18 protein-coding genes are annotated in these 23,026 nt (G+C 64.5%); 6 read left to right on the top strand and 12 right to left on the bottom strand.

Going from position 1 to position 23,026, the window contains the following annotated elements; genetic code table 11:
• Positions 1–32 precede the first annotated feature (32 nt).
• From G6P88_RS19405 to G6P88_RS19395, 3 genes are read right to left on the bottom strand one after another with little or no spacing between them, the layout of a single operon-like run.
• The gene (locus G6P88_RS19405) at positions 33–1,667 is read right to left on the bottom strand and encodes an AMP-binding protein (protein ID WP_165324667.1); all 1,635 of its coding nucleotides are present in this window, start codon (positions 1,665–1,667) and stop codon (positions 33–35) included.
• Between the two features lie 38 nt (positions 1,668–1,705).
• Positions 1,706–2,353, bottom strand: a complete 648-nt coding sequence (locus tag G6P88_RS19400; RefSeq protein ID WP_165324666.1) for a TetR/AcrR family transcriptional regulator — start codon at positions 2,351–2,353, stop codon at positions 1,706–1,708.
• The gene (locus tag G6P88_RS19395) at positions 2,350–3,528 is read right to left on the bottom strand and encodes an iron-containing alcohol dehydrogenase (protein ID WP_206335823.1); all 1,179 of its coding nucleotides are present in this window, start codon (positions 3,526–3,528) and stop codon (positions 2,350–2,352) included. Before G6P88_RS19395 ends, G6P88_RS19400 begins: the two co-directional genes overlap by 4 nt.
• Positions 3,529–3,738: 210 nt before the next feature.
• Between G6P88_RS19395 and G6P88_RS19390 the strand changes: the two genes are divergently transcribed.
• Together G6P88_RS19390 and G6P88_RS19385 are read left to right on the top strand one after the other, a co-directional pair.
• Entirely contained in the window at positions 3,739–5,367 is a 1,629-nt protein-coding gene (locus tag G6P88_RS19390; protein ID WP_226946646.1) for a long-chain fatty acid--CoA ligase, read from the top strand.
• Positions 5,364–6,497, top strand: coding sequence for a CaiB/BaiF CoA transferase family protein (locus tag G6P88_RS19385; protein WP_165324665.1), 1,134 nt, complete (start codon positions 5,364–5,366; stop codon positions 6,495–6,497). The genes G6P88_RS19390 and G6P88_RS19385 overlap by 4 nt, the downstream gene beginning before the upstream one ends.
• A gap of 35 nt (positions 6,498–6,532) precedes the next feature.
• Here G6P88_RS19385 and G6P88_RS19380 read toward each other — a convergent pair whose 3' ends face one another.
• From G6P88_RS19380 to G6P88_RS19370, 3 genes are all read right to left on the bottom strand, one after another.
• Positions 6,533–7,432, bottom strand: a complete 900-nt coding sequence (locus tag G6P88_RS19380; protein WP_165324664.1) for an MBL fold metallo-hydrolase — start codon at positions 7,430–7,432, stop codon at positions 6,533–6,535.
• A 73-nt stretch (positions 7,433–7,505) separates the two neighbouring features.
• Complete coding sequence (locus tag G6P88_RS19375) at positions 7,506–9,776, bottom strand: TonB-dependent receptor (protein WP_165324663.1); 2,271 nt, start codon at positions 9,774–9,776, stop codon at positions 7,506–7,508.
• Between the two features lie 414 nt (positions 9,777–10,190).
• Entirely contained in the window at positions 10,191–11,087 is an 897-nt protein-coding gene (locus G6P88_RS19370) for a calcium-binding protein (RefSeq protein ID WP_165324662.1), read from the bottom strand.
• A gap of 179 nt (positions 11,088–11,266) precedes the next feature.
• Here G6P88_RS19370 and G6P88_RS19365 point away from each other — a divergent pair, with 179 nt between their 5' ends.
• Together G6P88_RS19365 and G6P88_RS19360 are read left to right on the top strand one after the other, a co-directional pair.
• Entirely contained in the window at positions 11,267–12,400 is a 1,134-nt protein-coding gene (locus tag G6P88_RS19365; RefSeq protein WP_206335822.1) for an alcohol dehydrogenase catalytic domain-containing protein, read from the top strand.
• On the top strand, positions 12,401–12,838 hold the full coding sequence (locus G6P88_RS19360; RefSeq protein ID WP_165324661.1) for an acyl-CoA thioesterase: 438 nt from the start codon (positions 12,401–12,403) through the stop codon (positions 12,836–12,838).
• Between the two features lie 38 nt (positions 12,839–12,876).
• Here the strand turns inward: G6P88_RS19360 and G6P88_RS19355 are convergent, their stop codons facing one another.
• Positions 12,877–14,619 carry an acyl-CoA dehydrogenase C-terminal domain-containing protein gene (locus G6P88_RS19355; protein WP_165324660.1) on the bottom strand — a complete coding sequence of 581 codons (1,743 nt, stop codon included), beginning with the start codon at positions 14,617–14,619 and terminating at the stop codon, positions 12,877–12,879.
• An 83-nt stretch (positions 14,620–14,702) separates the two neighbouring features.
• Positions 14,703–15,293 (bottom strand): TetR/AcrR family transcriptional regulator, encoded by a 591-nt coding sequence (locus G6P88_RS19350; protein WP_165324659.1) that lies wholly within the window; start codon positions 15,291–15,293, stop codon positions 14,703–14,705.
• A 153-nt stretch (positions 15,294–15,446) separates the two neighbouring features.
• Between G6P88_RS19350 and G6P88_RS19345 the strand changes: the two genes are divergently transcribed.
• The gene (locus G6P88_RS19345; RefSeq protein WP_165324658.1) at positions 15,447–16,202 is read left to right on the top strand and encodes an enoyl-CoA hydratase-related protein; all 756 of its coding nucleotides are present in this window, start codon (positions 15,447–15,449) and stop codon (positions 16,200–16,202) included.
• A 345-nt stretch (positions 16,203–16,547) separates the two neighbouring features.
• On the opposite strand, the gene G6P88_RS19340 is transcribed toward G6P88_RS19345, so the two are convergent.
• Together G6P88_RS19340 and G6P88_RS19335 are read right to left on the bottom strand one after the other, a co-directional pair.
• Positions 16,548–18,791, bottom strand: coding sequence for a hypothetical protein (locus G6P88_RS19340; protein ID WP_165324657.1), 2,244 nt, complete (start codon positions 18,789–18,791; stop codon positions 16,548–16,550).
• Positions 18,792–19,185: 394 nt separating this feature from the next.
• On the bottom strand, positions 19,186–19,656 hold the full coding sequence (locus tag G6P88_RS19335) for an Lrp/AsnC family transcriptional regulator (protein ID WP_165324656.1): 471 nt from the start codon (positions 19,654–19,656) through the stop codon (positions 19,186–19,188).
• A gap of 93 nt (positions 19,657–19,749) precedes the next feature.
• On the opposite strand from G6P88_RS19335, the gene phhA reads away from it, so the two are divergent.
• Entirely contained in the window at positions 19,750–20,622 is an 873-nt protein-coding gene (phhA, locus tag G6P88_RS19330; RefSeq protein ID WP_165324655.1) for a phenylalanine 4-monooxygenase, read from the top strand.
• Positions 20,623–20,634: 12 nt separating this feature from the next.
• Here phhA and G6P88_RS19325 read toward each other — a convergent pair whose 3' ends face one another.
• Together G6P88_RS19325 and G6P88_RS19320 are read right to left on the bottom strand one after the other, a co-directional pair.
• The gene (locus tag G6P88_RS19325) at positions 20,635–21,915 is read right to left on the bottom strand and encodes a nucleotide sugar dehydrogenase (protein ID WP_425594500.1); all 1,281 of its coding nucleotides are present in this window, start codon (positions 21,913–21,915) and stop codon (positions 20,635–20,637) included.
• Between the two features lie 69 nt (positions 21,916–21,984).
• Positions 21,985–23,007, bottom strand: coding sequence for an SDR family oxidoreductase (locus tag G6P88_RS19320; RefSeq protein ID WP_165324653.1), 1,023 nt, complete (start codon positions 23,005–23,007; stop codon positions 21,985–21,987).
• Between the last annotated feature and the right edge of the window lie 19 nt (positions 23,008–23,026).

Raw genomic sequence — 23,026 nt, 5'->3', positions numbered from 1 at the left:
CCTCTCCCAGAGACCGTCGGCTCTCGGCCGGCTCAGCCGCTGAACACCTCGCGGCGAACACGCATCCCGGCCTTTTCGCGGTCCCAGGTATCGGCGGTGATGCCCTCCTGCCGCAGGTCCGCTTTGAGCACCTTGGCGGATGGCGTCTTGGGCAGTTCGTCGAGGATGCGGATGTAGCGTGGCACCATGAAATAGGGCATCTTCTCGATCAGGAAGCTCGCCAGATGCTCGACGTCGATCGTGCAGCCGGGCACCGGCGCTACGATCACCATCACCTCGTCCTCCGAAAATTCGCTCGGCACCGCGATCGCCGCGCATTCGCGGACGTGCGGATGGGCGCAGACTTCGACTTCCACCTCGAACGAAGAGATATTCTCGCCGCGGCGGCGGATCGCATCCTTCACCCGGTCGACGAAATAATAATAGCCGTCCTCGTCGCGGCGGAAGGCGTCGCCGGTGTGGAACCAGCCATTGGCCCAAGCCTTGGCGGTCGCCTCAGGGTTGCGATTATAGCCGCTGTTCATCGCCCAGGGACGATCGGTGCGGACCAGCATCTCGCCGATGGCGCCCACCGGCACCTCGCAATCATTGGCGTCGACCAGCCGCACCTCGACATACGGGCGCACCTTGCCGCAGGTGCCGCGCTTGACCGGATTGGCCTCGGACACGATCGGCGAGGAAATCTCGGTCATGTTGAAGATGGTGTAGATGTCGATCCCGAACCGCTCGGTGAAGGCCGGCGCGTCATCGGTCAGCGGCACCATGAAGGCCTTGCGCACGCCATGCGTCCTGTCGTCGGGCGACGGCGGCTGCTTCATCAGGAAGGTCGCCATGACGCCCAGCAGGAAGACCATGGTCGACTGCGTCTTGCGCGCGATGTCCCAGAAACGGTCGGTCGAGAAGGTCTCGATCACCGCGACCGAAGCCCCGCGCGCGAGCATCACAAAGGGCGGGCCCATGCCGCCGATGTGGAAGATCGGTGCGACGCACATGTAACGGTCGTCCTCGCCCACCATCGGCCAGGATTCCGGACCGGCGTTCGAGAACATGTGGAGATAGGACGAGAGCACACCCTTGGACGGGCCCGTCGTTCCGGAGGTGTAGATGATCGACTGGATGTCCCAGGGCTGGATCGGCCGGTCGAGCTCGCCGACATCGTCGCCCTCGAGATCGTCGAAGCGCGTCACCGGCAGCCCGATGTCGGGGACCGCGCCCTGCGTCGTCACGACCAGCTGGCGCAGCTCTGCACAGTCGACCTCGGGCAGGCGCCCGACCAGATCGGGATGGACGACCATCAGCGACGCACCCGAATTGGCGAGCACATGCGCGAGCAGGTTGCCGCGATAGGCGGTGTTGAAGGGCACGAAGACCGCACCGAGATAGTTGATCGCATAGAAGGCCAGCAGTGCATCGCGGCCGCTCGGCAGCCAGGCCGCGACGAAATCGCCCTGCTTGACCCCGAGTTTGCGCAGGCCCGCCGCCTTGGCACGGACGAGGCGACGGACGTCGGCGAAGCTCCACTCCTCGCCATCCTCGAAGATGACATGGGTCTTGTCGGCGCGCTCGACCGCCCAGCGATCGACGAGATAGCGAAGCACGCACTCGTCTCGATTGGGGATGCGCGGATCGGTGAAATCGCGCGGGCGCGCTGGTGCAGTCGTTGTCATGATACCTCCAAATCCCCAATGGGCCGGAGGCAGTTGGTTCAGGCGACGGCGATAAGCCGCAGACAGGCCTCGACCGCCTGGTCGACCACCATTTCCGCCGAACGTTTGCTGCCTGGCCGATAGCAATAGGTTATCCAGCTGAGCAGGCCGCCGATCCAGACCGACATCGCGGCGGCGTCCGGGACGGTCACATCGCCGTCGCGCACGCAGTCCTCGATGAGCTTGCCGATCCGCAGGTCGAACTCGTGCCGCAGGCGCAGGATGCGCTGGGCATCGGTCCGCTCGAGGTTCATCATCTCGCGCTGGTACACGACCAGATATTCGTGTCGCGCCACGATGATCTCCGCGACTTCGCGCAGAGACGCCTTGAGCAGGTCGATCGACGTGCGTTCGGTTTCCGCCATCCGGTCCAGCGCGGCCAGCGATTCCTTGACACCCACTTCGCAGATCGCGCTGAGGATAGCGCTCTTGCCCTTGAAATAGGTGTAGAGGAACGGCTTGGTCGCGCTCAGTCGGTCAGCCAGCATCTCCAGCGTTGCCGCCTCATAGCCCTTCTCGAAGAACAGGGCGCTCGCTTCCTCGAGGATGCGGGCGCGCTTGAAGGCCACGACACCAGGCTTGATCTCGCGCCCCGTACCGGGGGGCGAGGCCTGTTTCTTGACGGAGGCAGCGCTGGATTTCGTCATGCCGCTTTTCTTAGGATCTCCATGATGTCCGCTGGGGACCGGACCGGCCTCGGGTTGGTCCTCCCCCATATATCAAGCATGGTATATTCGGCTACCCTCTGGAACTGGTCCTCCAGCACACCGACCTCCGACAGGGTGCGCGGCATACCGAGCCCGCGGATGAAGGCGTCGAGGCTTTCCGCCGCGGTCGCATGGGTGTTGCCCAGACAGGCGTTGATGCGGGTCTGGCGGCTCGCATCATGCTCGGCGTTCCACGCGAGAACATAGGGCGCCATCACGCAGGAACAGTGACCATGCGGCACGTTGCAGGTACCGCCCAGGATATGCCCGATCGCATGGCTGGCCCCCATCGGAACCCCGCCGATGATCGAGATCATCGACTGCCAGGCGCCGATCTGGCACTTGAGCCGCCCCTCCAGGTCTGTCGGATCCGCCTTCACGCGCGGCAGGCCTTCCGCCAGCAGACGCAGTGCATTGTCGGCGAGGCCATCGGCGAAGTCGTTCGACTGGTAGGAGGCGAGCGTCTCGACCGCATGGTCGACCGAGCGAACGCCGGTCGAAAGCCACAGCCATTGCGGCGTGTGTACGGTGATCGCCGGATCGAGCACGACCATGATCGGCGCCATATTGCGATGCTCATAGCCCTGCTTGTGCATCGTCACTTCATCGGTCGCGCCCGACAAGGCGTTGAACTCGCCGCCCGACAGCGTCGTGGGGACGCAGATCACGCGGATGTCCGGGCCGACCGTCAGCGGATTGATGACGTTACCGGCATCGTCGACATAGGTCCGCAACGGCTCGAACGCCTCCACGGTGCGTACGTCATGCTTGATCAACAATGCCACGATCTTCGCGGCATCGGTCGCCGAACCGCCACCGATCGACACGATCAGGTCAGCTCGCGCCTCGCGCGCGGCATTGGCGGCGGCAAGAACATCGCTGCGCGGCGCGTGCGGCGCGATGCCGCTATAGGTCGCCGCGTGACGATCGCCCAGCGCCGCCTCGATCTGCTTTATCTCGTCGGTATCGTTGCGCAATGCCGACGAGGCGAGCAGGAACACGCGTCGCGCACCCATCCCCTCCGCCTGCGCGAGAATGGCGTCGCGGGCGGGCTGCCCGAACGTCACCTTCTCGGTCGCGGTGAATCCCATCTGGCCTGCGGTGACGCTGCTCACCTGGTCCTCCTCCTCGCATCCACTCCACCCGTTCGACCGGGCAGAAAGGATAGTGCCACAGCCTCAACCTACTGTATAGTATATTTTCGGACCGTTATTCATCGACGGCAGGGCGGTTTGCTTGACGGGCTTCATACCCGTTGGTAGGCCGGCTGTGATTGGCAGCAGATATGCGGACGACTGACAGCCGCAAAGGGAGGATCGGGGGCAATGACGGGGACGATGGCGCTGGCAGGGCTCATGCAGCATCACGCCCTGACGGTCGACCGCTTCATCGACTTTGCCGCGCGCTGGCATGGCGCCACGCCGGTCATATCGCGCACCACCACCGGCGAGACCGAGCGATCGAGCTATTCCGAGATCGCCGAGCGCGCCCGCCTGCTCTCCTCGGCCCTGCTCGGACGCGGCATAGGGCAAGGCGACCGGGTCGCGACGCTGGCGATGAACCATGCCCGCCATGTCGAGGCCTGGTATGGCGTCATGGGCATCGGCGCCGTGTGCCATACGGTCAATCCGCGCCTGTTCGACGAACAGATCACCTATATCATCAACCATGCCGCCGACCGCATCCTGCTGGCCGACGCCGCCTTCATCCCCCTGCTCGCGCGCGTCCTGCCGCACTGCCCGTCGATCGAGCAGGTCGTGCTGTTTCCCGATGGCTCGGTCGAGCAGGCCCCCTTCCCCACCATCGGCTATGAGGATTTGCTGCGCGAGGCGTCCTCGCCCGCATCGTGGAGCGGCATCGACGAACAGGCGGCCTGCGGCCTGTGCTACACATCAGGCACGACTGGGTCGCCGAAGGGCGTCCTCTATTCGCATCGCTCCAACTATCTCCATGCGCTTGCGACCTTGCAGCATGATTTCATGAACTTCTCGGCGCGCGACGTCGTCCTCCCGGTGGTCCCAATGTTCCACGCCAATGCCTGGGGGATCGCCTTTTCGGCTCCCGCCTCTGGCGCGAAGCTGGTGATGCCGGGCGCCCGGCTCGATGGTGCGTCGCTCGAAAGCCTGATCCACGAAGAAGGCGTGACTTTCGCCGCCGGCGTGCCGACCGTCTGGCAGGGCCTGCTGCAGCATATCGCGCGGAGCGGGGGTTCGCTGGGTACGCTCAAGCGCGTCCTGATCGGCGGCTCCGCCTGCCCACCGGCGCTGTTACAGGCATTGGAGGATGATCACGGGGTCGAGGTGGTGCATGCCTGGGGCATGACCGAAACCTCCCCTGTCGCGACCGCCGCGAGCCCGACCGTCGCCACCGGGGCGCTGCCCCCTGAGCAGCGCAGGGCGCAATCGCTCAAGCAGGGCCGGCCGATGTTCGACGTCGATCTCTGCCTGAAGGGCGAGGATGGTGAGATCGTCCCGCACGACGGCGCGACGCCGGGACATCTGATGGTCCGCGGCTCGACCGTGGCCGGCGCCTATTTCCGGCACGACGCGAACATCCTCGACGCAGACGGCTGGTTCGATACCGGCGACGTCGCAACGATCGACGGGCACGGCTTCGTCCGGATCACCGACCGTTCGAAGGACCTGATCAAGTCGGGCGGGGAATGGATCTCGTCGATCGAGATCGAGAATATGGTGATGAGCCACCCGGCAGTGGCGAACGCCGCCGTCGTGGGCCAGCCGCACGAACGCTGGGGCGAGCGTCCGCTGCTGATCGTCGAGCCGCGTGAGGGAGCCCGCGCGACGCCCGGGGAGTTGATCGCCCATCTCGAAGGTCGCATCGCCAAATGGTGGATGCCCGACGAGGTGCGGTTCGTCGATCGCATCCCGCTGGGCGCGACCGGCAAGATCGACAAGAAGAGGATAAGGGCGGAGATGATCGGACAGCCGGCATGACCGGACCGCTGGCGGGCATCCGCGTCGTCGAGTTTGCCGGGCTCGGCCCCACCCCCTTTGTCTGCATGATGCTGGCGGACATGGGCGCCGAAGTGCTGCGCATCGACCGGCGTGGCGCCCAGGCCTTCGGTGGTGGCGACGAGCGGTTCAACTATCTCAACCGCAGCCGTCCCTCGATCGAGCTCGACCTCAAATCACCCGAGGATCTCGATCTCGCCCTGGGACTGGCCGCGAAGGCGGATGTCCTGGTCGAAGGCTTCCGGCCCGGCGCCATGGAGCGGCTCGACCTCGGCCCCGATCGGCTGACGAAGCTCAACGACCGCCTGATCTATGCGCGCATGACCGGCTGGGGACAGACCGGGCCGATGGCGCACGAAGCGGGCCACGACATCAACTATCTCTCGCTGACCGGCGCGCTCTATCTGATGGGACCGCATGACGGGCCGCCCGTTCCGCCGATCAACCTGGCCGCCAATTTCGGCGGCGGCGGGATGATGATGCTGTCCGGGATTCTCGCCGCGCTGGTCGAGCGCTCGACGAGTGACCGCGGACAGGTGGTCGACGCGGCGATGCTCGACGGCGCCTCGCTGTTGATGACGCAGATCTTCGCCTGGTCCCGGATGGGCCGCTGGCATGCGGGCCGTGGCGGCAATGTCCTGGACGGCAGCGCCTATTTCTATCGCTGCTACGAGACGTCTGACGGCCAATATATCGCCGCCGGCGCGCTGGAACCACAGTTCCATGCAGCCTTCATAGGCGGGCTCGGCTTCGACATCGCAGAGTTCGGCGACCATCTGGACCCCACGCTCTGGGCCGAACGCGCGGCACGCATCGAACCCGTCATCCGCAGCCGGACGCGCGACGAGTGGGTCGCCCATTTCAAGGGACGCGACGCCTGCGTGACCCCCGTCCTCAGCCCGGACGAGGCGCTGGAGCATCCCGCCAATATCGAGCGCCAGGTCCATGTCGCGGTCGATGGCGCCCTGCAGCCCGCCCCGGCCCCACGCCTGAGCCGCACGCCCGCCGCCATATCCGCGCCGCCTTGCCTTCCCGGCGAAGGGGGCCAGGCCCGGCTGGAGGCATGGGGCATCGGGCGCAACCATATGAACGGGATAGCCAAGGCGTCCTGACAGGATGATCGCGGTAGATCGGAAGGCCTGTCCGGTCAGCGGAGGCCGGTGAGTATCGGCCGGAAGCCGCTCCCCTCGCGCAGGACACGCGCCGCATGGGCGCCACCGAAATGCGCCGGGACCAGCAGCGCTTCGTCCCGTGCCGCTTCCTCGAGCAAGGCTCGACGCGTCTCGCGTGCCTGATCCTGATCCTCGCAGAAGATGCTGTTCCAGTCGGGTCGATAGATCTGTGCCGGATGGTGGACGATGTCCCCCACGAACATCGCTTTCTTGCCTTCGGAGGCCAGGTGCAGCGACATGCTGCCTGGGGTGTGGCCGGGTCGGCAGCGCAGGATCATACCGGGCACGACCTCATGGCCTTCGTCGACCCACTCGGCCCGGCCCGCATCGAGAATGGGCCTGACGCTGTCCTCGAACATATTGGCGTTCACGAGCGCGCCGATACCCTGCGGACCGGTGCCAGCGATCAGCGGATCCCAATAGTCACGGTCCCGCAGAGGAAAGACGTAGCGCGCGTTGCGAAAGGTCGGCTCCCACCGCCCGTCGACCAGCCGCGTATTCCACCCGACATGGTCGACATGGATATGCGAGCAGACGACGATATCGATATCCTCGGGCTGGTAGCCGGCCCGCGCGAGGCGGCCGAGAAAGTCGGTCTGGAGATTGCCGAAGACCGGGAGATTGGGCCGGTCCTTGTCGTTGCCGGCACCGGTATCGAACAGGATGCGGACGGTGCCGGTGTCGATGACCCAGCTTTGCAGGCAGGCGAAGACCTTGCCGCTGTCGGGATCGAAATAGTCGGGGGTAAACTCGTCTCGATGGGGGTCCCACCCCTCTGCCACGAAGCCCGAAAAGAGCTCCGAGGGTGGGGCGAAGGTGCCGGCCCACTCCTCGATGCGGTGCACCCGGATATTGCCGATCGCGAAGCTGTCCATCCCGCCCTGCCCCGAAGATTTGTGCGGATCGAAGAAAGAGAAAGGGGCGGACCTTTCGATCCGCCCCTTTGGTTCAGAAGTTGAAGCCGAGCGTCGCACCATAGGTGCGCGGCGGCATCAGCGAACCCACTCGCGGATAGGCGTAGGTCGCCGCCGCGATGATGTTGTTGGCGATGATGAACTTGTTGGTCAGGTTCTTGACCCAGCCCGTCAGCGTCCACTGGTCGTTCGGCGCATGATAGGCCGCGCTGGCGTTGAGCAGGACATAGGAGCCCTGCACGGCATCGCGGTTGTTGAACTCGCTGAAGAAGACCTTCGACTGATATTTCAGGTCGCCGCCGAGGGTGACCTTGCTCTCGCCCAGCGGAATGTCCCAGTTGAACCCACCGCCGAACGAATAGCGCGGCGCGTTGGGCAAGCGGTTTCCGCTGAGGTCGACCAGACCGGCCTGACCCGGGCACGGCGCATAGGAGATGCCGGCCCGCGCGGGGAAGGCTGCGCCATAATAGGCATTGCAGAACTTCGTGAACTTGGCGTTGAGGTAGGACGCGTTGGCGTTGATCGAGAATTGCGGAGTGACCTTCGCCTCCAGCTCGAGCTCGCCGCCATAGTTGCGTGCGGTCGCGGCGTTGATCGTCTGGACGATGCTGTTCGCGTTGACGAAGCTGACCTGCAAGTTGCTGTAGTCATAGTAGAAGATCGCGCCGCTCAGCATCACGCGGTTGCCCGCGAAGCGCTGCTTGAAGCCGCCCTCATAGCTCCACACCGTCTCCGGGTTGATCGCCGGATCGGCGCTGCCGACGTTGATCACGCCAGACTTGAAGCCCTTGGTGACGCTCGCATAGAGCATCGTGGTGTCGGTCGGGCGATATTCCAGAAGCAGCTTCGGCGTGAGCGCCGACCAGCCCTTGGTCTCGTCGGTCGGGATGTTGATGCCGATCGCGTCGAAGCGGAAATAGCCGTCGCCCTTGCGCCGCTCATAATTGTAGCGCGCACCAGCGGTCAGCTTGAGGGTGGGGCTTAGGTCGACCGCACCCTGCAGATAGACGCCGACGGCATCGATCTTGACGACGCCATTCTGTTCATAGGCGCCATTGTCGAAGGTGTTCGCCGGCAGGCCGAACAGCACGCCGAGGTTGGTGGTGGGGACGAGCACCGAGCCGGTCAGCTTCTCGTGCAGGTACATGGCGCCGCCGAGCAGGGTGAAGCCATCGCCCTGATAGTTGACGGTGAACTCCTGGCTGACCGCACGGCTCTTTTCGACATAGTCGTTGCGGCCGGCAAGGTTGACCTGCGAGCTGTCGAGATCGTCGCGCTGGAAGCGGTTGAAGCTGCGATAGGCGGTGGTCGACTTGATCGTGGCAGCGCCCAGATCCCAGTCGAGCAGGCCGGTGAAGCCGTAACCGTCGCGCTTGTTGATCGCTTCCTGGTCGGAATAGATGTTGCGCAGGTTCACCTTCTCGCCGCGCGCCTTGTAATATTCGATGATCGTCTGACCGCCGATCAGCTTGTGCGGCAGGCCGGCTTCCGGAACGACCGAAGGGCCGAAATAGTGGAAGGCGTAGTTGTTGTCGTCTTCCTTGAAATGGTCGACGATGACCGTGCCGGTCAGCGTTTCGGAGAATTTCGCGACCACGGTGCCGCGCAGCGAATAGGCGTCGCGATCGTCGACGTCGGCGCCGGTGAAGACGTTCTTGCCGTAACCGTCGCGCTTCTCATATTTGCCGGCGACGCGGACGAGCAGCTTGTCGCCCGAAAGACCGCCGCCGACCGCCGCCTCGAGGATCTTCGAGTCATAATTGCCGTAGGTCGCCCGAACATAGCCTTCGAGCTCTTCCTTCGGACGCGCAGTCACCATGTTGATCGCACCGGCGGTGGCGCCGCGACCATAGAGGATCGACTGCGGGCCGCGCAGGACCTCGATCTGCTCGAGATCGAAGAAGCCGCTGAGCTGCTGCGCCGGACGGGGGAGGATCGCGCCATTCTGGAGGAAGGCCACGGCACCCTCGCCGCCGACGTCGAAATTGTTGAGGCCGACGCCGCGAATGAAGGTCCGGTTCACACCGAACTGGTCGCCGATCGAGACGTTGGGAACGACGACCTGAAGATCGCCGATATTCTGCACGCCGCCCGGCGCGATGTCGGCGGCGCGAACCGCACTGACGGCGGCCGCCACGCGGCTGAGCGCGGTGTTCTGGCGCGTCGCGGTGACGATGATCTCGGCGGTGTCCGCCACGGCGTCCTCGGCCGGCGCCTTGGCCGCCGACTGCGCGCTGACGATCGCAGGCCACATGACCAGCATGGCCAGCGACGCATTGCGAACGGAACGAAGATGGATTTTCATCTGGCCTCCCCTAATCGGATGAACCGCTGCCTTACTCTTCAGCGCTGATTCATACTGACGGGTATATATTCCTTTCACTTGGTACTCAAGCGCTTTCACGCCGTGGCGCAGCAGCGTCCGGCGCACCCTCGGTCAGGAGCGCTCACATGATTTCCGAGAGCGAGATCAGTGGCTTCGCTTGCAAACTCAGCCGTGAACGAGGGGAGCGGCTATGCCGCCCCCCTCGACATCAGTCGAAGTCGCCGAGGTCGATCAGACCGGGGGTAACGCCGGCGAGCTTGATGGCAGAGTCGATCATACTGCCCCCGCTCGCCGCGAAGAACAGATAGGTGTCGACCCCCACGGTGACCGCAACGACTTCGTTGTTGCCGGCATGGCCGTCGATCGCCGCCTGAGCGGCGGTCTGGGCCGCCGTCAGGTCGGCCGCCGTGGCGCTGAGCAGCGCGACAGGATCGAAATCGAGGTCGATTTCGTCGATGCCATGCTGGAAGTCGCCGATGGTCTCGACGCCGCTACCCGAATACAGTGCCGAGTCGGAGGAAAATTTGAAGACGTCGGCTTGCCGAGATTGCCGTTGAGGCGATCATTGCCGGCATCGCCCGACAGGGAGTCGTTGTCCGCGCCACCATTGATCCGGTCGGAACCGGAACCGCCGACCAGCGTATCCGCCCCGGCATTGCCTTGTAGATAGTCCGAGCCGTCGCCGCCCGACAGACTGTCGGCATCGTCGGCCCCGCCGCTGGCGCTGCGGCCATAGAGATGGTCGTTGCCGCTGCCGCCGATCAGCGTGTCGCGACCATTGCCGCCATAAAGGGCGTCATGCCCGTTGCCGCCATCGAGGCGATCGCCGCCCTCGCCGCCTTCCAGATCGTCATCGTCGTCACCGCCGCTCAGGTCGTCGTCGCCATCGTCGCCGCGCAGATGGTCGCGTCCACGTCCACCGCCGAGATGGTCGCTGCCGCTGCCGCCCGACAGGCTGTCGTCGCCATCCTCGCCTTCGAGGTCGTCGTCGCCATCGTCGCCGCCCAGATCGTCGTCGCCGCCGCCGCCGAGAATGGAGTCGTCGCCGAGGCCGCCATGTTCGATGTCGGAATCGTCCGATCCGTCGACCAGATCGTCATCGGAACCGTCGCCGTCGCGGTCGTCATCGTCGCGGGAATCGTCGTCAGGACCGTCTTCGCTGTCGTCCTGCGGGTCATCGTCGTTGCCCGATCCGCTCCCGCTGTCGTCGCTGCCGCCGCTGAACAGCGCCGCCTTGGCAATGGCGGAAAGCGCATCCTGCGCATCGGCTTCGCGATCGATCATGCTCATAACTAAGCCCCCACGTTGGTCATCTCTCCCCGACGGCTAGATGATCCCCCTGACCGCAAGCTGACGACTGCGGGAACTACTTGACCATCTCATCGGGGATAGTCGGCTGCGGCAGGCTCAGGCGGCTAGGAAGGCCGACGCATCGCTTCTAAGGATCGCAGCTAGGAGGCCCGCGCCCGATGACCATGACCATAAGAGCGGCAACGCTCGACCGCTGCGGTTGCAGCGAAGCCCCGTTCGAGACGTCGAAGCCCCTGCGGCTTGCACCGCTTCATCTCGCAGCGCCGCGCCCAGGCGAGTTGCTCGTCCGGATCGAAGCGGCGGGGCTCTGCCATTCGGACCTGTCGGTGATCAACGGCGATCGCCCGCGCCCGATGCCGATGGCGCTGGGCCACGAAGCCTGCGCCACGGTCATGGGCTTGGGCGACGCAGCGGACATGGATTTCGCAATTGGCGACCGGGTGGTCCTCGTCTTCCTGCCCGCCTGCGGGTCGTGCGAGGAATGCGCGTCGGGACGCGGCTACCTCTGCCCGCGTGGGGCGGCCGCCAACGGCAAGGGTGAGTTGCTGCAGGGCGGATGCCGGCTGTCGCGGGACGGCGAGCCGGTCCACCATCATCTGGGCGTGTCCGCCTTCGCCAGCCATGCGGTCGTCGATCGCCGATCGGCGGTGAAGATCGACCGCGACATTCCGCCCGAGATCGCCGCTTTGTTCGGCTGCGCGGTGCTGACCGGGGTCGGCGCGGTGTGGAACAGCGCGCGCCTCGCGCCCGGCGAAACGGTGACCATCTGGGGGCTCGGCGGGGTCGGCCTCGCCGCCCTGCTCGGCGCGGTGGCGGGTGGCGCGATCGATATCTGCGTGGTCGATCCATCGCCCGACAAGCGGGCGCTGGCGCTCGAACTCGGCGCGGCGCGCGCCTTCGCGCCGGATGATGCCGAGGCACTCCCACGGTCGCAGGTGGTGATCGAGACGGTGGGCAAGGCGGCCGTCCTGGCCCAGGCCTATGCCGGCGCCGCGCGGGGCGGGCGCATCGCGACGGTCGGCCTGCCCAACCCTCAGGAGATGCTGTCGATCCCGGCGATCTCGCTGGTCGCGGAGGGCAAGACGCTGATCGGCAGCTATATGGGCGACGCCATTCCGGCGCGCGACATTCCCCGCTACATCGCGCTGTGGCGCGCCGGGCGGCTGCCGGTGGAGCGGCTGCTCACATCGGTCAGCCCGCTCGACGACATCAACCTGCTGATGGACCGGCTGGCGGCGGGCGAAGCGATCCGCCAGATCGTCCTGCCCGGCGCATCCCCCGAGGACGACTGAATGGACCGCACGCCCCTTTCACCCCGCCCCGCTTATCGCCACTGGACGCGCATCCAGACGCTATGGGCGGACAATGACATCTATGGTCATGTCAACAATGCGGTCCATTATCGCTGGTTCGACACGGCGGTGAACGCCTGGCTGATCGAGCGCGGCCTGCTCGACATCGAGAAGGGCAATCCGATCGGCCTCGTGGTCGAGACGGCCTGCCGCTATGCGGCGTCGCTCGCTTATCCGGAGGTGGTCGAGATCGGGCTGGCGGTGGAGAAGATCGGGACGTCGAGCGTCACCTATCGGCTCGGGGCCTTCGGCGCCGGAAAGGACGAAGCGGCCGCGCAGGGCCGCTTCACCCATGTCTATGTCGACCGCGCCTCGCGGCGGCCGGTGCCGCTGCCCGAAGACTGGCGCGCGGCGTTCGGGGAGTTGCTGCTCGACTGAGCGAGCGGGGCCGACGCACGCAGCGCCGGCCCACCCGTTCAGAGCATCTCGGCGGGAATATCCATGATCGGATCGGCGCCCTCGCGGATCGCGGCGGCAAGGCCCAGCGCCTGCGGCAGGACGCGGCGCACATAATAAGCGCCGACGCCGCGCTTGGCGGCATGGAGCGGCTCGTCGCTGCGCGCCGCATCGACCATGCGGACCCACATCCAGCCCATCGAGACGAGCGCGAAGAGGCGCAGATAATCGACCGCAGCCGCCCCGGCGACGTCGACCGACGCGCCGCGCACCGATGCCGTGATCGCGCGCAACTCGGTCAGCGCATCGGCGACCCGCGACGCCATCGCGCGCGCCTCGGCCGTCTCGACCGCCGCCAGTTCGGCCGCGATCAGGTCGAAATAGCCGTCGACCACCGCGCCGCCCGCCAGCGTCAGCTTGCGGCCGATCAGGTCCATCGCCTGCACGCCGTTGGTGCCCTCGTAGATCTGGGCGATGCGGGCGTCGCGGACGAACTGCTCCATGCCCCATTCGCGGATATAGCCATGGCCGCCGAACACCTGCTGCGCCTGCACCGCGGCCTCGAAGCCGATATCGGTGAAGGCCGCCTTCACGACGGGGGTCAGCAGCGCGACCAGCGCATCGGCCTTGGCGCGCTCGCCGCTGTCGGGATGCGAGGCCGCGCGGTCGAGCTGGAGCGCGGTCCAGCCCGCCAGCGCGCGGCCCGCCTCGACGAAGGAGCGAACGTTGAGCAGCATGCGTCGGACGTCGGCATGTTCGACGATCGAAACCGGGTTGCGGGCGCCATCGGCGCTGCGCCCCTGCAGACGATCGCGCGCATAGGCCACCGCCTGCTGATAGGCGCCGCCGGCAATGCCCAGGCCCTGGATGCCCACCATCAGCCGCTCGGCGTTCATCATCGTGAACATGGCGGCGAGGCCACGATGCGGCTCACCGACCAGCCAGCCGGTCGCGCCGTCATAGTTCATCACGCAGGTCGGCTGGGCATGGATGCCCATCTTCTTCTCGAGCGCGCCGACCGACATGGCGTTGCGGACGGTGAAATTGCCGTCGGCATCGGGCAGGAATTTGGGCACGAGGAACAGGCTGATCCCCTTCACCCCCGCCGGGGCGTCGGGCAGCCGCGCAAGGACGAGGTGGACGATGTTGCCGCCGAAATCATGGTCGCCCGAGGAGATGAAGATCTTGGTCCCCTGCACCGCATAGCTGTCGTCGCCATTGGGCGTGGCGCGCGTCTTGAGCAGGGCCAGGTCGGTGCCGGCGCCACTCTCGGTCAGCGCCATCGCGCCGGTCCATTCGCCGGTGACGAGCGGCGCCAGATAGCGCGCCTTGAGCTCCTCGCTGGCATGGGCCGCGATCGCCTCGCAGGCGCCGCGCGTCAGGCCGGGGAACAGGCCGAAGGACAGGTTGGTCGCCGAGATCATCTCGTCGAGCCACAGCTGCAGCACGAAGGGCAGCCCCTGCCCGCCATGCGCCGGATCGCCCGACAGCGACGCCCAGCCGGCCGCGACGAACTCGCGATAAGCCTCGGCATAGCCCTCGGGGGTGTGGACGACGCCGTCGATCAGGCGGCTGCCCTGCTCGTCGCCCTCGCGGTTGAGCGGCTGGAGCCGTTCGGCGCACATCTTGCCGGCCTCGTCGAGCACGGCGACGGCCAGGTCGGCGTCGACCTCCTTGCCCATCTCGCCCATGGCGCGGTCGAAGCCGAGCACCTCGGTCAGCAGGAACTTATAGTCGTCGATCGGCGGAATATAGGTCTGCATCGGACATCCTCTGAATCAGTTGCCGCTCTTATACCAAACATCTGTTACAGTCGCAATCGACCCGCCCCTGCCCCTAAGGCCACTCACCCATTCGGCACGTCCCCATGGCGGAACAGCAGCGCCACCTGTCGCGCGATGTCGCGCGGGGTCAGCCGGCCCGGCCGGTACCAGTCCGCCGCCGAGTTGAGCTGGACCAGCAGCATGTTGCGATAGACCGAGCGGTCCACATCGGCGGGCAGCGGCAGCCGGTCGATCAGGTCGCGGAACAGCGTCTCGAAACGGTCGCGCCGTTCGATCAGCGCGGCGCGCACCTCGACGGGCACCTCGCGAAAATCGTTCATCATCGGCATGGTCAGCGAATTGGGATCGAGCTGCAGGTCGAGCAGCGCCCCGCAGGCGGCCTCCAGCTGCGCCCAGGGATCCGAATGCAGCGCCATCTCGCCCGCGATCTTCGCCTCGGCCGCATCGAGCGCGGCATTGTGCAGCTCGACGAACAGCGCGTCCTTAGACTTGATATGGTGATAAAGCGAGCCGCCCAGCACGCCCGCCTGCTCGCCGATGTCGCGCATCGATGTGCCGCGATAGCCCTTGCGCGCGAACAGCTGCGCCGCGATCTCCAATATCTGCCGCCGGCGGTCGCTGCCCTTGTCGTCCTGTCGCGTGCCCGACGCCATCCCTGCCCCGCCTGCTCTACCGTCGAAGGGCTTATAGCCACCTTCCTGCCCGCGCCAAGCCGCACCGCGCCCTACCCACCGACAGCGCAGGGGCTCGACGCCGGCCCGGCTTTCGACGACAGCAGTCTGCCCCTGTCATCGAGCGAGTCCTTCATGACCGAACATATCCGCGCCGACCGTGCCGACCGCGTCCTCGTCCTCAGCTTCGCGCGGCCCGACAAGAAGAACGCCATCACCCTGGCGATGTACGACGCGCTGACTGCGCATCTGGCCGAGGCCGCGCGGGACGAGACGATCGGCGCCGTCCTGTTCCGCGGCGACGGCACGATGTTCAGCGCGGGCAACGACCTGCTCGACTTCGCCAAAGTCGCCGGCGCGGGCCAGGTGCCGGAAAACGCCCCCCGCTTCATCGACGCCATCGCCGCCTTCCCCAAGCCGGTGATCGCCGCCGTCCAGGGCCGCGCCGTGGGCATCGGCACGACGATGCTGCTCCACTGCGACCATGTGCTGCTGACCGAAGACGCCCTCCTCACCGCGCCCTTCGTCGGGCTGGGCCTGGTGCCCGAAGCCGGCTCCAGCCTCCTCCTGACCGCCCGCCTCGGCCACGCCCGCGCGATGGCGATGTTCGCCCTGGGCGAAGCGATCGACGCGCAGGCGGCCCTGACCGCCGGCATCGCCAACCGCCTCGTTGCGGCGGATGCGCTGGACGCCGAGGCACTCACGGCGGCGCAGGCCTTCGCGGCCCTGCCGGCCCAGGCCTTCGCCCAAACCAAACGCCTGATGCGCGACGGCGCGGCGCTGGCAAGCCGGATCGCGGAGGAGAACAAGGCGTTCGGCGAGCGGCTGCGGTCGGCCGAGACGGCGAAGATCGTGGCGGCGCGGATGGGAGCGATTGGTGCGAAAGTGTAAGAGGTTTGGAGGGCTGCTGGATACATCGGCGGCCCATAAGCTCAAAGCCGTTCAGCGCGCTGGAAAGTCGATAGTTGGGACTTTCCCGCCCTTACCGGGTGACGCGTAGTACGGCAGGTCTCGCCAAAAGCGGACGCCAAGACTTCGCTCACCGGCCATCGGAGGGCGACTGGAGATGGGGAATATGCCGAAACGCAGTTCCTACCGCCGTTGATGGCGATAGCAGCCGCAGGACCGGCGATGGGGGGCTCGGAAATTAGTAGGGGGCACCCATTTGAGCAGGCCGAGATGATGCTCTGGTCCCAGCTTATCGAAACCGACCGTTATTGAGCAGCTAACTCCACCTCACCATTTTGCATCGAACTGCTTATGCACGTCTGCCTTTAATTTTTCCGTCATTTCAGTGACCATGGCAGCGGCGCGAGCGTCGTCTACCTTCGAGATTTCCGACGCGTCGCGCATCACCTTCTTGAACTCGGCGTCGCGTAGCCCTGACGACAACCGAACCCCTAGAGCCGTAGGGAAGATGGATTCGTAGCTGGCGTGCACTTCTGCCTTGGACGGTGACATAGCTATGTAGTGGAGAAGCAATTCGGGTCGCATCATGAAACGTTGATTTTGATTGGCGCGAACCACATCCCGCGCTGCCCGTCGCACCTTTCCATCCTGTGTAAGCCACCACGTTTTAAAGCCAAAAGGATTGCCTGGGCTGGATTCACGCTCTGCGCGCCGCTTCTGATAAATCCGGAGCACTTGCAAAGCATCATTGTAGGCTAGGATGCTAAGCGCTGATTTTTGGTAGCCCCCCTCCTCCTTGATGACACGGATCGCAGCAGCTAACTGCTCGATTTCGCCCTCCTCAATACCAGCGCGCATCTCTTCTTCACTCTCATAGGAGAGCTCGAAACGACGCATTAGGTAATTGGCCAGTTCGCGATCACCCGAATTTCGAACGACGTCCGAAGGATTGCAGAATTGGGAGAGATAGTCTCGCCAATTCTTTGGTGGCGATACGCCATTAACTGGCGCCAGCTTTGCATAGAAAAATGACCTTATGAGAAGTCGATCAATATATTCTACTTCTGCCAAACTTATCCTATGGACATTACGCTCGTAATGATTCTCGAACTCTAGCATCTGACGGCGTATGTGGGTTGCGACTTCTTCCACGGCTTTCTCCGTGAGAATGAGCTTCGATCCAGCAGCTTTCAGAATACGAAGTAAATTAATGGTCGTCTGCGATTCCGGATGCAAATACAACTCAGACAGTGAACGAATAATGATATCGGTACCGAGGTAAAGATCAAACGAACCCGCCATTGAGGAAAAGAACTCTACAATTTTTGGTTCGTTTTTCAACAAAAGCAACAAAACGTAGGTTCTGCTCAATTTGTCGAGATATCGACGCTCCACAGCTGTGGACATGTAAAATGTGCCACGCAGAACTAGAATGACGTGTCGTCGAATTTTTGTTTTAATATCGCCCGTCAACGGGAGTCCTGCAACAACTTGACTTACTATCTGCCCAACATCCGTGAACAGCTCGTCATCCATGTCAGCATCGGTCACAAACTGTGCCACTTTAAGACCTTGATGCTCGAATACACTCTCAAGAGTAGAGTGGCATACCTTGACAATCGATTCTCGCTCAGCCTCGGTGTCTTCGTTCGATCTTTGAGCCAGTCGGTCTTCGAATGCACACGATACCTGATGCTTTAACAAATCGTCGTCGGCATTCTCGACCGCAACAAGCTTTCGAGTTTCGTATGGCAGACAGAATTGCCCTAATCCTCGATAATGCCTAATTTGCCGCCCGCCGGGCGCATCTTTCGCCGACAAAACCCCCAGCCGATGGTCGAGCGTGGCTCGAATGAAGGCCTTTGCAGTTGGCAGCGCGGTTTCAATGCGACGCAGTATTTCGGCTCTATCAATTGCCTTAGGTTTGGTCGGGTCGGCATCTGTATCGCGAAGTGCCCACAAAATGAGACTATCAGACACGGCTTCAAGAAGAGTACTTCTATTATGACGCCTTTCTACTTCTTGCCGAAGAAATACTGCAAGCGTCTTGTTGAATTGGTCGGGTACTTTCTGAGCGATATCCGACTCACCAAAATTAAATAAATATGAGATCGATGGAAGAAGATAGGCGTTAAAGGCAGCTTGGATTGCTTCACTGCTGTTGATATAAATTTCAATAAATTTTGCGTCTCTTATGGCAACTCGACAGCCAAGTTCATCACTGAGAACGCGCTCGTCTTTATCTATATCTTTGACGGTCTGAGAGGTGATGTATGTCAGCGCTTTAGGATTGCGCCCATATGCAACAAGCCTAGCATGCGTCTTACGGATCTTGCCCCGTGTCGAGACTTCTTTGGAAACCTGCAGAAAGCTGGTCGCAGCTTCGTCAACGAATAGCTCAGGATCGTTAGTTAAGGCTGCATCAAAACCCTCGGCTCCGCCGTCGTGCACACCACCCAACGGCACAAAGTTACGATCCTGCAAATCGCCATAAAATACCTGAGCAAACCGCTCGAAATTTGACGTGTCGACGTCAATCAGCGCCTTTGCAACGAGTCGGGGGTCTATCATCCTCACCTACCTATCGGCATCACGCTCACTAGCAAACGCGAAGTAATCCGTGACCAGGTTGAAAATCTTGGTCGAAAAGGTAGTTGCGACCAATAAATGATAAATTTGTATCATGATTTCGATGGGCTACAAACTCAAGCGGCGGAGCAGGAGGAAGTTGGGTGCTGATGAAAGGTTTAGGGCCGCCAGTACCACTAGCCAGATGACCGGGTTTAGGGCGCACTGCTGCCAGACTGCTCGATGCGGATAGAATGGCGGGTTTCGGCGAGAGCGGCCATTCTGGCGCGGGTTTTGGAACGGCCTGATTTGATCGAAAGCTGCTGTTCGGGACGGCAGTCCGAGCAAAATGTGCGGGCCAAGCCGTTCCGGCCGCCACAGCCTCTCCGCTTCCCCCTCACACCGGCAAAGCCGTCACATGCTTCGTCAGCGACAGCGCGAAATGCGATGACGCCGTCGCCACCGACGGATGGTTGAGCAGCGTCCGCATCAGGAAGGCCTCATAATCCGCCACGTCGCGCGCGACGACGCGGAGGAGATAGTCCCATTCGCCGGACATGGAGAAGCATTCCAATATCTCGGGCCGGGAGCGGACGAAGCTTTCGAAGCTCGCGCGGTCTTCGGCGCTGTGGCTGCGGACGCGGATGTTGCAGATCACGTTGACGCCATAGCCCAGCCGCGCCGCGTCGACGGTGCGGATCGCGCCGTTCAGTAGGCCGGCGCTCTCCATCGCGCGGATGCGGCGCCAGACCGAGGCGGAGGAGCTTCCGACGCGCTGCGCCAGATCGGCGTGGCTGATCGCGGCGTCGGCCTGGAGCTCAGCCAGGATGCGGCGGTCGATCGCATCGATCTGAACGATTTCACTCATGATCGGCTCCATATCGATATGAGGTTTCAGAAGATCGCCGATCAGCGATCATTTTGAAAGGCATTTTCGCTTATCCTCTGCAATGATCGCTTCATGACGACCACCGCCTCCACGCCGCCCGCCGGGGCCGCCGCCGACTGGACCATCCCGCAGGGCTGGGAGCGCTACACCCCGGCCGAACATGCGATGTGGGACCAGCTGTTCGCGCGGCAGGCGAAGCTGCTCCAGGGCCGCGCCGCGCCGGAGTTTCTGGCCGGGCTCGACGTGCTGCGGATGGAGCGGCCGGGCATCCCGAATTTCGAGGAACTGTCGGAGCGGCTGATGGCGCTGACCGGCTGGCAGGTGCTGGCGGTGCCCGGCCTCGTGCCCGACGACATCTTCTTCGACCATCTGGCGAACCGCCGCTTCGTGGCGGGCAATTTCCTCCGCACGCCCGAACAGCTCGACTATCTGCAGGAACCCGACGTGTTCCACGACGTGTTCGGCCATGTCCCGCTGCTCGCCGATCCGGTGTTCGCCGATTATATGCAGGCCTATGGCCGGGGCGGGCAGCGCGCCGGGGCGCTGGGCGCGATCGAGCGGCTGTCGCGGCTCTACTGGTACACGGTCGAGTTCGGGCTGGTGCGGCAGGCGGAGGGCCTGCGCATCTATGGCGCGGGGATCGTCTCCTCGCACGCCGAGTCCCTCTTCGCGCTCGACGACGCCTCGCCCAACCGGATCGGCTTCGACCTGCGCCGGGTGATGCGGACCGAGTACCGGATCGACGATTATCAGCAGAATTATTTCGTGATCGACAGCTTCGAGGATCTGCTGCGCCAGACGCTGGAGACCGATTTCGGCCCGGTCTATGCGCAGCTGTCGCAGGAAAGCGACATCCCGATCGCGGCGATCCTGCCCGGCGACGATGTGATCACGCACGGCACGCAGGCGCATGCCCTTGCCGCCAGCGAGGCTCCGGCCGCGTAAAGGACGCCGTTTCTACAACGTCCAGCGGCGGACGCTCTCCGGGGTCGCGACGTCGCGCCACATGCCCTTGAGGTCGGCGAGCAGGCCATTGTGCTTGAGCAGCGCGGCCAGCCGGTCGGCGGGCATCGCGGCATAGTCGCTGTGCGACACCGCGCCGATCACCACGTCATAGCTGCCCGACAGCGCGTCGCCGGCCAGCTCGACCCCATATTCGTGCCGCGCCTCGGCCGCGTCGGCGAGCGGGTCGTGGATCACCACCTCGTGCCGCAGCCACTCCAGCCGGCGGACGACATCGATCACGCGCGAGTTGCGCAGGTCGGGGACATTTTCCTTGAAGGTGAGGCCCAGGACGAGGACGCGCGCGCCGCTGCCGATGCGCTCGTGGATCTGGTCGGCGATCCAGGCGCCCATGCCGTCGTTGATGCCGCGCCCGGCCAGGATCACGCGCGGATAATGGCCGAGTTGCTGCGCCAGATGGCTGAGATAATAGGGATCGACGCCGATGCAGTGGCCGCCGACCAGACCCGGCACGAAGCGGAGGAAGTTCCACTTGGTCCCCGCCGCCGCCAGCACGTCCCACACCGAGATGCCGACCTTGCCGAAAATCTGGGTGATCTCGTTGATGAAGGCGATGTTGATGTCGCGCTGGGCGTTCTCGATCACCTTCGCCGCCTCGGCGACCTTGATCGAGGCCGCGCGGAAGGTGCCGCCGGTGGTGACCGCGCCATATACCTCGCACAGCCGGTCGAGGACCTGCGGATTCTCGCCCGCGACGACCTTGGTGATGCGGTCGACCGTATGTTCGCGGTCGCCGGGATTGATCCGCTCGGGGCTGTAGCCGAGGAAGAAGTCGGTGCCGCGCTTCAGGCCCGACAGGCGCTCGATCTCGGGCCCGCAGATGTCTTCGGTCACGCCGGGATAGACGGTGCTCTCATAGACCACGATCGTGCCGCGGCCGGGCTTCAATATGCCCGCCAGCGCGCGGGTCGCCGACATGACGGGGCGCAGATCGGGGTCGTTCGCCTGGTCGACCGGGGTCGGCACGGTGACGATGATGACGTCGGCATCGGCGCCGGCGGCGATGTCGGTGGCATAGTCGAGCGAGGATGCGCCCAGCGTCGGCCCGTCGATCTCGTTGGTGCGGTCGTGCCCGGCGCGCAGCTCGGCGACGCGGCCCTGGTCGATGTCGATCCCCACGGTCGGGAAATGCCGCGCGAGCGCGACCGCCAGAGGCAAGCCCACATAGCCCAGACCGACGACCGCGATCCGGCTTCCATCCACCCGCTTATCGATGCTCACGAACGACGCCCCCATCACTCTGGCCCAATCACTCTGGCCCACTGCCCCCGAAACCGAACGGCTCTATTGGCCCACCTTGGCGTTCCCGCAATACCAAGGCAATGCTTCGCGCAGGCCTTCGCCCAGGCTGTGCGTCGGCGCATAGCCGATCGCAGCCAGCGCAGCGCCGATATCGGCGAGCGAATGGCGCACATCGCCTGCGCGGAAATCGGCATGGGTCGCGGCCCGGTCATAGGCATGGCCGAGCGTCCCCAGCCCGTCGCGCAGCAGGCCGAACAGCTGGTTGAGCGTGGTCCGCTCGCCATAAGCGACGTTCAGGAAGCGCGCCTCGCCCGCCTGGGGCGACAGCGCCGCGCGCAGATTGGCCTGCACCGCATTGGCGACATAGCAGAAGTCGCGGCTCGTCTCGCCGTCGCCGTTGATCACGACCTCGTCGCCCGCGATCATCGCGGCGGTCCAGCGCGGGATCACCGCCGCATAGGCGCCGTTCGGGTCCTGACGGGGGCCGAAGACATTGAAATAGCGCAGCCCCGTCGAGGCGAAGCCATAGCTGCGCGCATAGATACCGGCGACCAGTTCATTGTGCAGCTTCGACAGCGCATAGGGCGACAGCACCCGCCCCACCCGCGCCTCGACCTTGGGCAGGGTCGGCTCGTCGCCATAGACCGAGCTCGAAGAGGCGAAGACGAAGCTGCCAACGCCGGCCAGGCGCGCGGCGTCGATCATGTTGGCGAAGCCGGTGGCGTTGACGTCGTGCGTCGTCAGCGGATCGGCGATCGAGCGCGGCACCGATCCCAGCGCCGCCTGGTGCAGCACATGGTCGATGCCCTCGACCGCCGCGGCGCAGGTCGCGCGGTCGCGAATGTCGCCCTCGATGAAGGAGAAGTTCGCCCAGGCCGCCTCGCCGACCCGCGCGCGGATGTCGTCGAGATTGTGGCGATGCCCGGTGGCGAAATTGTCGAGGCCGCGCACATGCTGGCCTGCGCGCAGCAGCGTCTCGACCAGATGCGACCCGATGAAGCCCGCCGCCCCCGTGACCAGCCAGTGCGCGCGGCGTTGCGAAAGCAGCGTGTCGAGATCGTTCATCCCCGCTGCCTAGCCCAGA

The sequence above is a fragment of the Rhizorhabdus phycosphaerae genome (genome assembly GCF_011044255.1).
Lineage (GTDB): Bacteria > Pseudomonadota > Alphaproteobacteria > Sphingomonadales > Sphingomonadaceae > Rhizorhabdus > Rhizorhabdus phycosphaerae.
Note: the sequence above shows the minus strand (reverse complement) of the source record. Positions and strands in the feature narration are given on the sequence as shown.

Coding starts and splice junctions, on each gene's coding strand:
- G6P88_RS19350 (WP_165324659.1), bottom strand. CDS start 15,293: ATGGCGTCGGGCACGCGACAGGACGACAAGGGCAGCGACCGCCGGCGG.
- G6P88_RS19385 (WP_165324665.1), top strand. CDS start 5,364: ATGACCGGACCGCTGGCGGGCATCCGCGTCGTCGAGTTTGCCGGGCTC.
- G6P88_RS19375 (WP_165324663.1), bottom strand. CDS start 9,776: ATGAAAATCCATCTTCGTTCCGTTCGCAATGCGTCGCTGGCCATGCTG.
- G6P88_RS19335 (WP_165324656.1), bottom strand. CDS start 19,656: ATGAGTGAAATCGTTCAGATCGATGCGATCGACCGCCGCATCCTGGCT.
- G6P88_RS19340 (WP_165324657.1), bottom strand. CDS start 18,791: ATGATAGACCCCCGACTCGTTGCAAAGGCGCTGATTGACGTCGACACG.
- phhA (WP_165324655.1), top strand. CDS start 19,750: ATGACGACCACCGCCTCCACGCCGCCCGCCGGGGCCGCCGCCGACTGG.
- G6P88_RS19405 (WP_165324667.1), bottom strand. CDS start 1,667: ATGACAACGACTGCACCAGCGCGCCCGCGCGATTTCACCGATCCGCGC.
- G6P88_RS19360 (WP_165324661.1), top strand. CDS start 12,401: ATGGACCGCACGCCCCTTTCACCCCGCCCCGCTTATCGCCACTGGACG.
- G6P88_RS19320 (WP_165324653.1), bottom strand. CDS start 23,007: ATGAACGATCTCGACACGCTGCTTTCGCAACGCCGCGCGCACTGGCTG.
- G6P88_RS19345 (WP_165324658.1), top strand. CDS start 15,447: ATGACCGAACATATCCGCGCCGACCGTGCCGACCGCGTCCTCGTCCTC.
- G6P88_RS19365 (WP_206335822.1), top strand. CDS start 11,267: ATGACCATGACCATAAGAGCGGCAACGCTCGACCGCTGCGGTTGCAGC.
- G6P88_RS19355 (WP_165324660.1), bottom strand. CDS start 14,619: ATGCAGACCTATATTCCGCCGATCGACGACTATAAGTTCCTGCTGACC.
- G6P88_RS19400 (WP_165324666.1), bottom strand. CDS start 2,353: ATGACGAAATCCAGCGCTGCCTCCGTCAAGAAACAGGCCTCGCCCCCC.
- G6P88_RS19390 (WP_226946646.1), top strand. CDS start 3,739: ATGACGGGGACGATGGCGCTGGCAGGGCTCATGCAGCATCACGCCCTG.
- G6P88_RS19370 (WP_165324662.1), bottom strand. CDS start 11,087: ATGAGCATGATCGATCGCGAAGCCGATGCGCAGGATGCGCTTTCCGCC.
- G6P88_RS19380 (WP_165324664.1), bottom strand. CDS start 7,432: ATGGACAGCTTCGCGATCGGCAATATCCGGGTGCACCGCATCGAGGAG.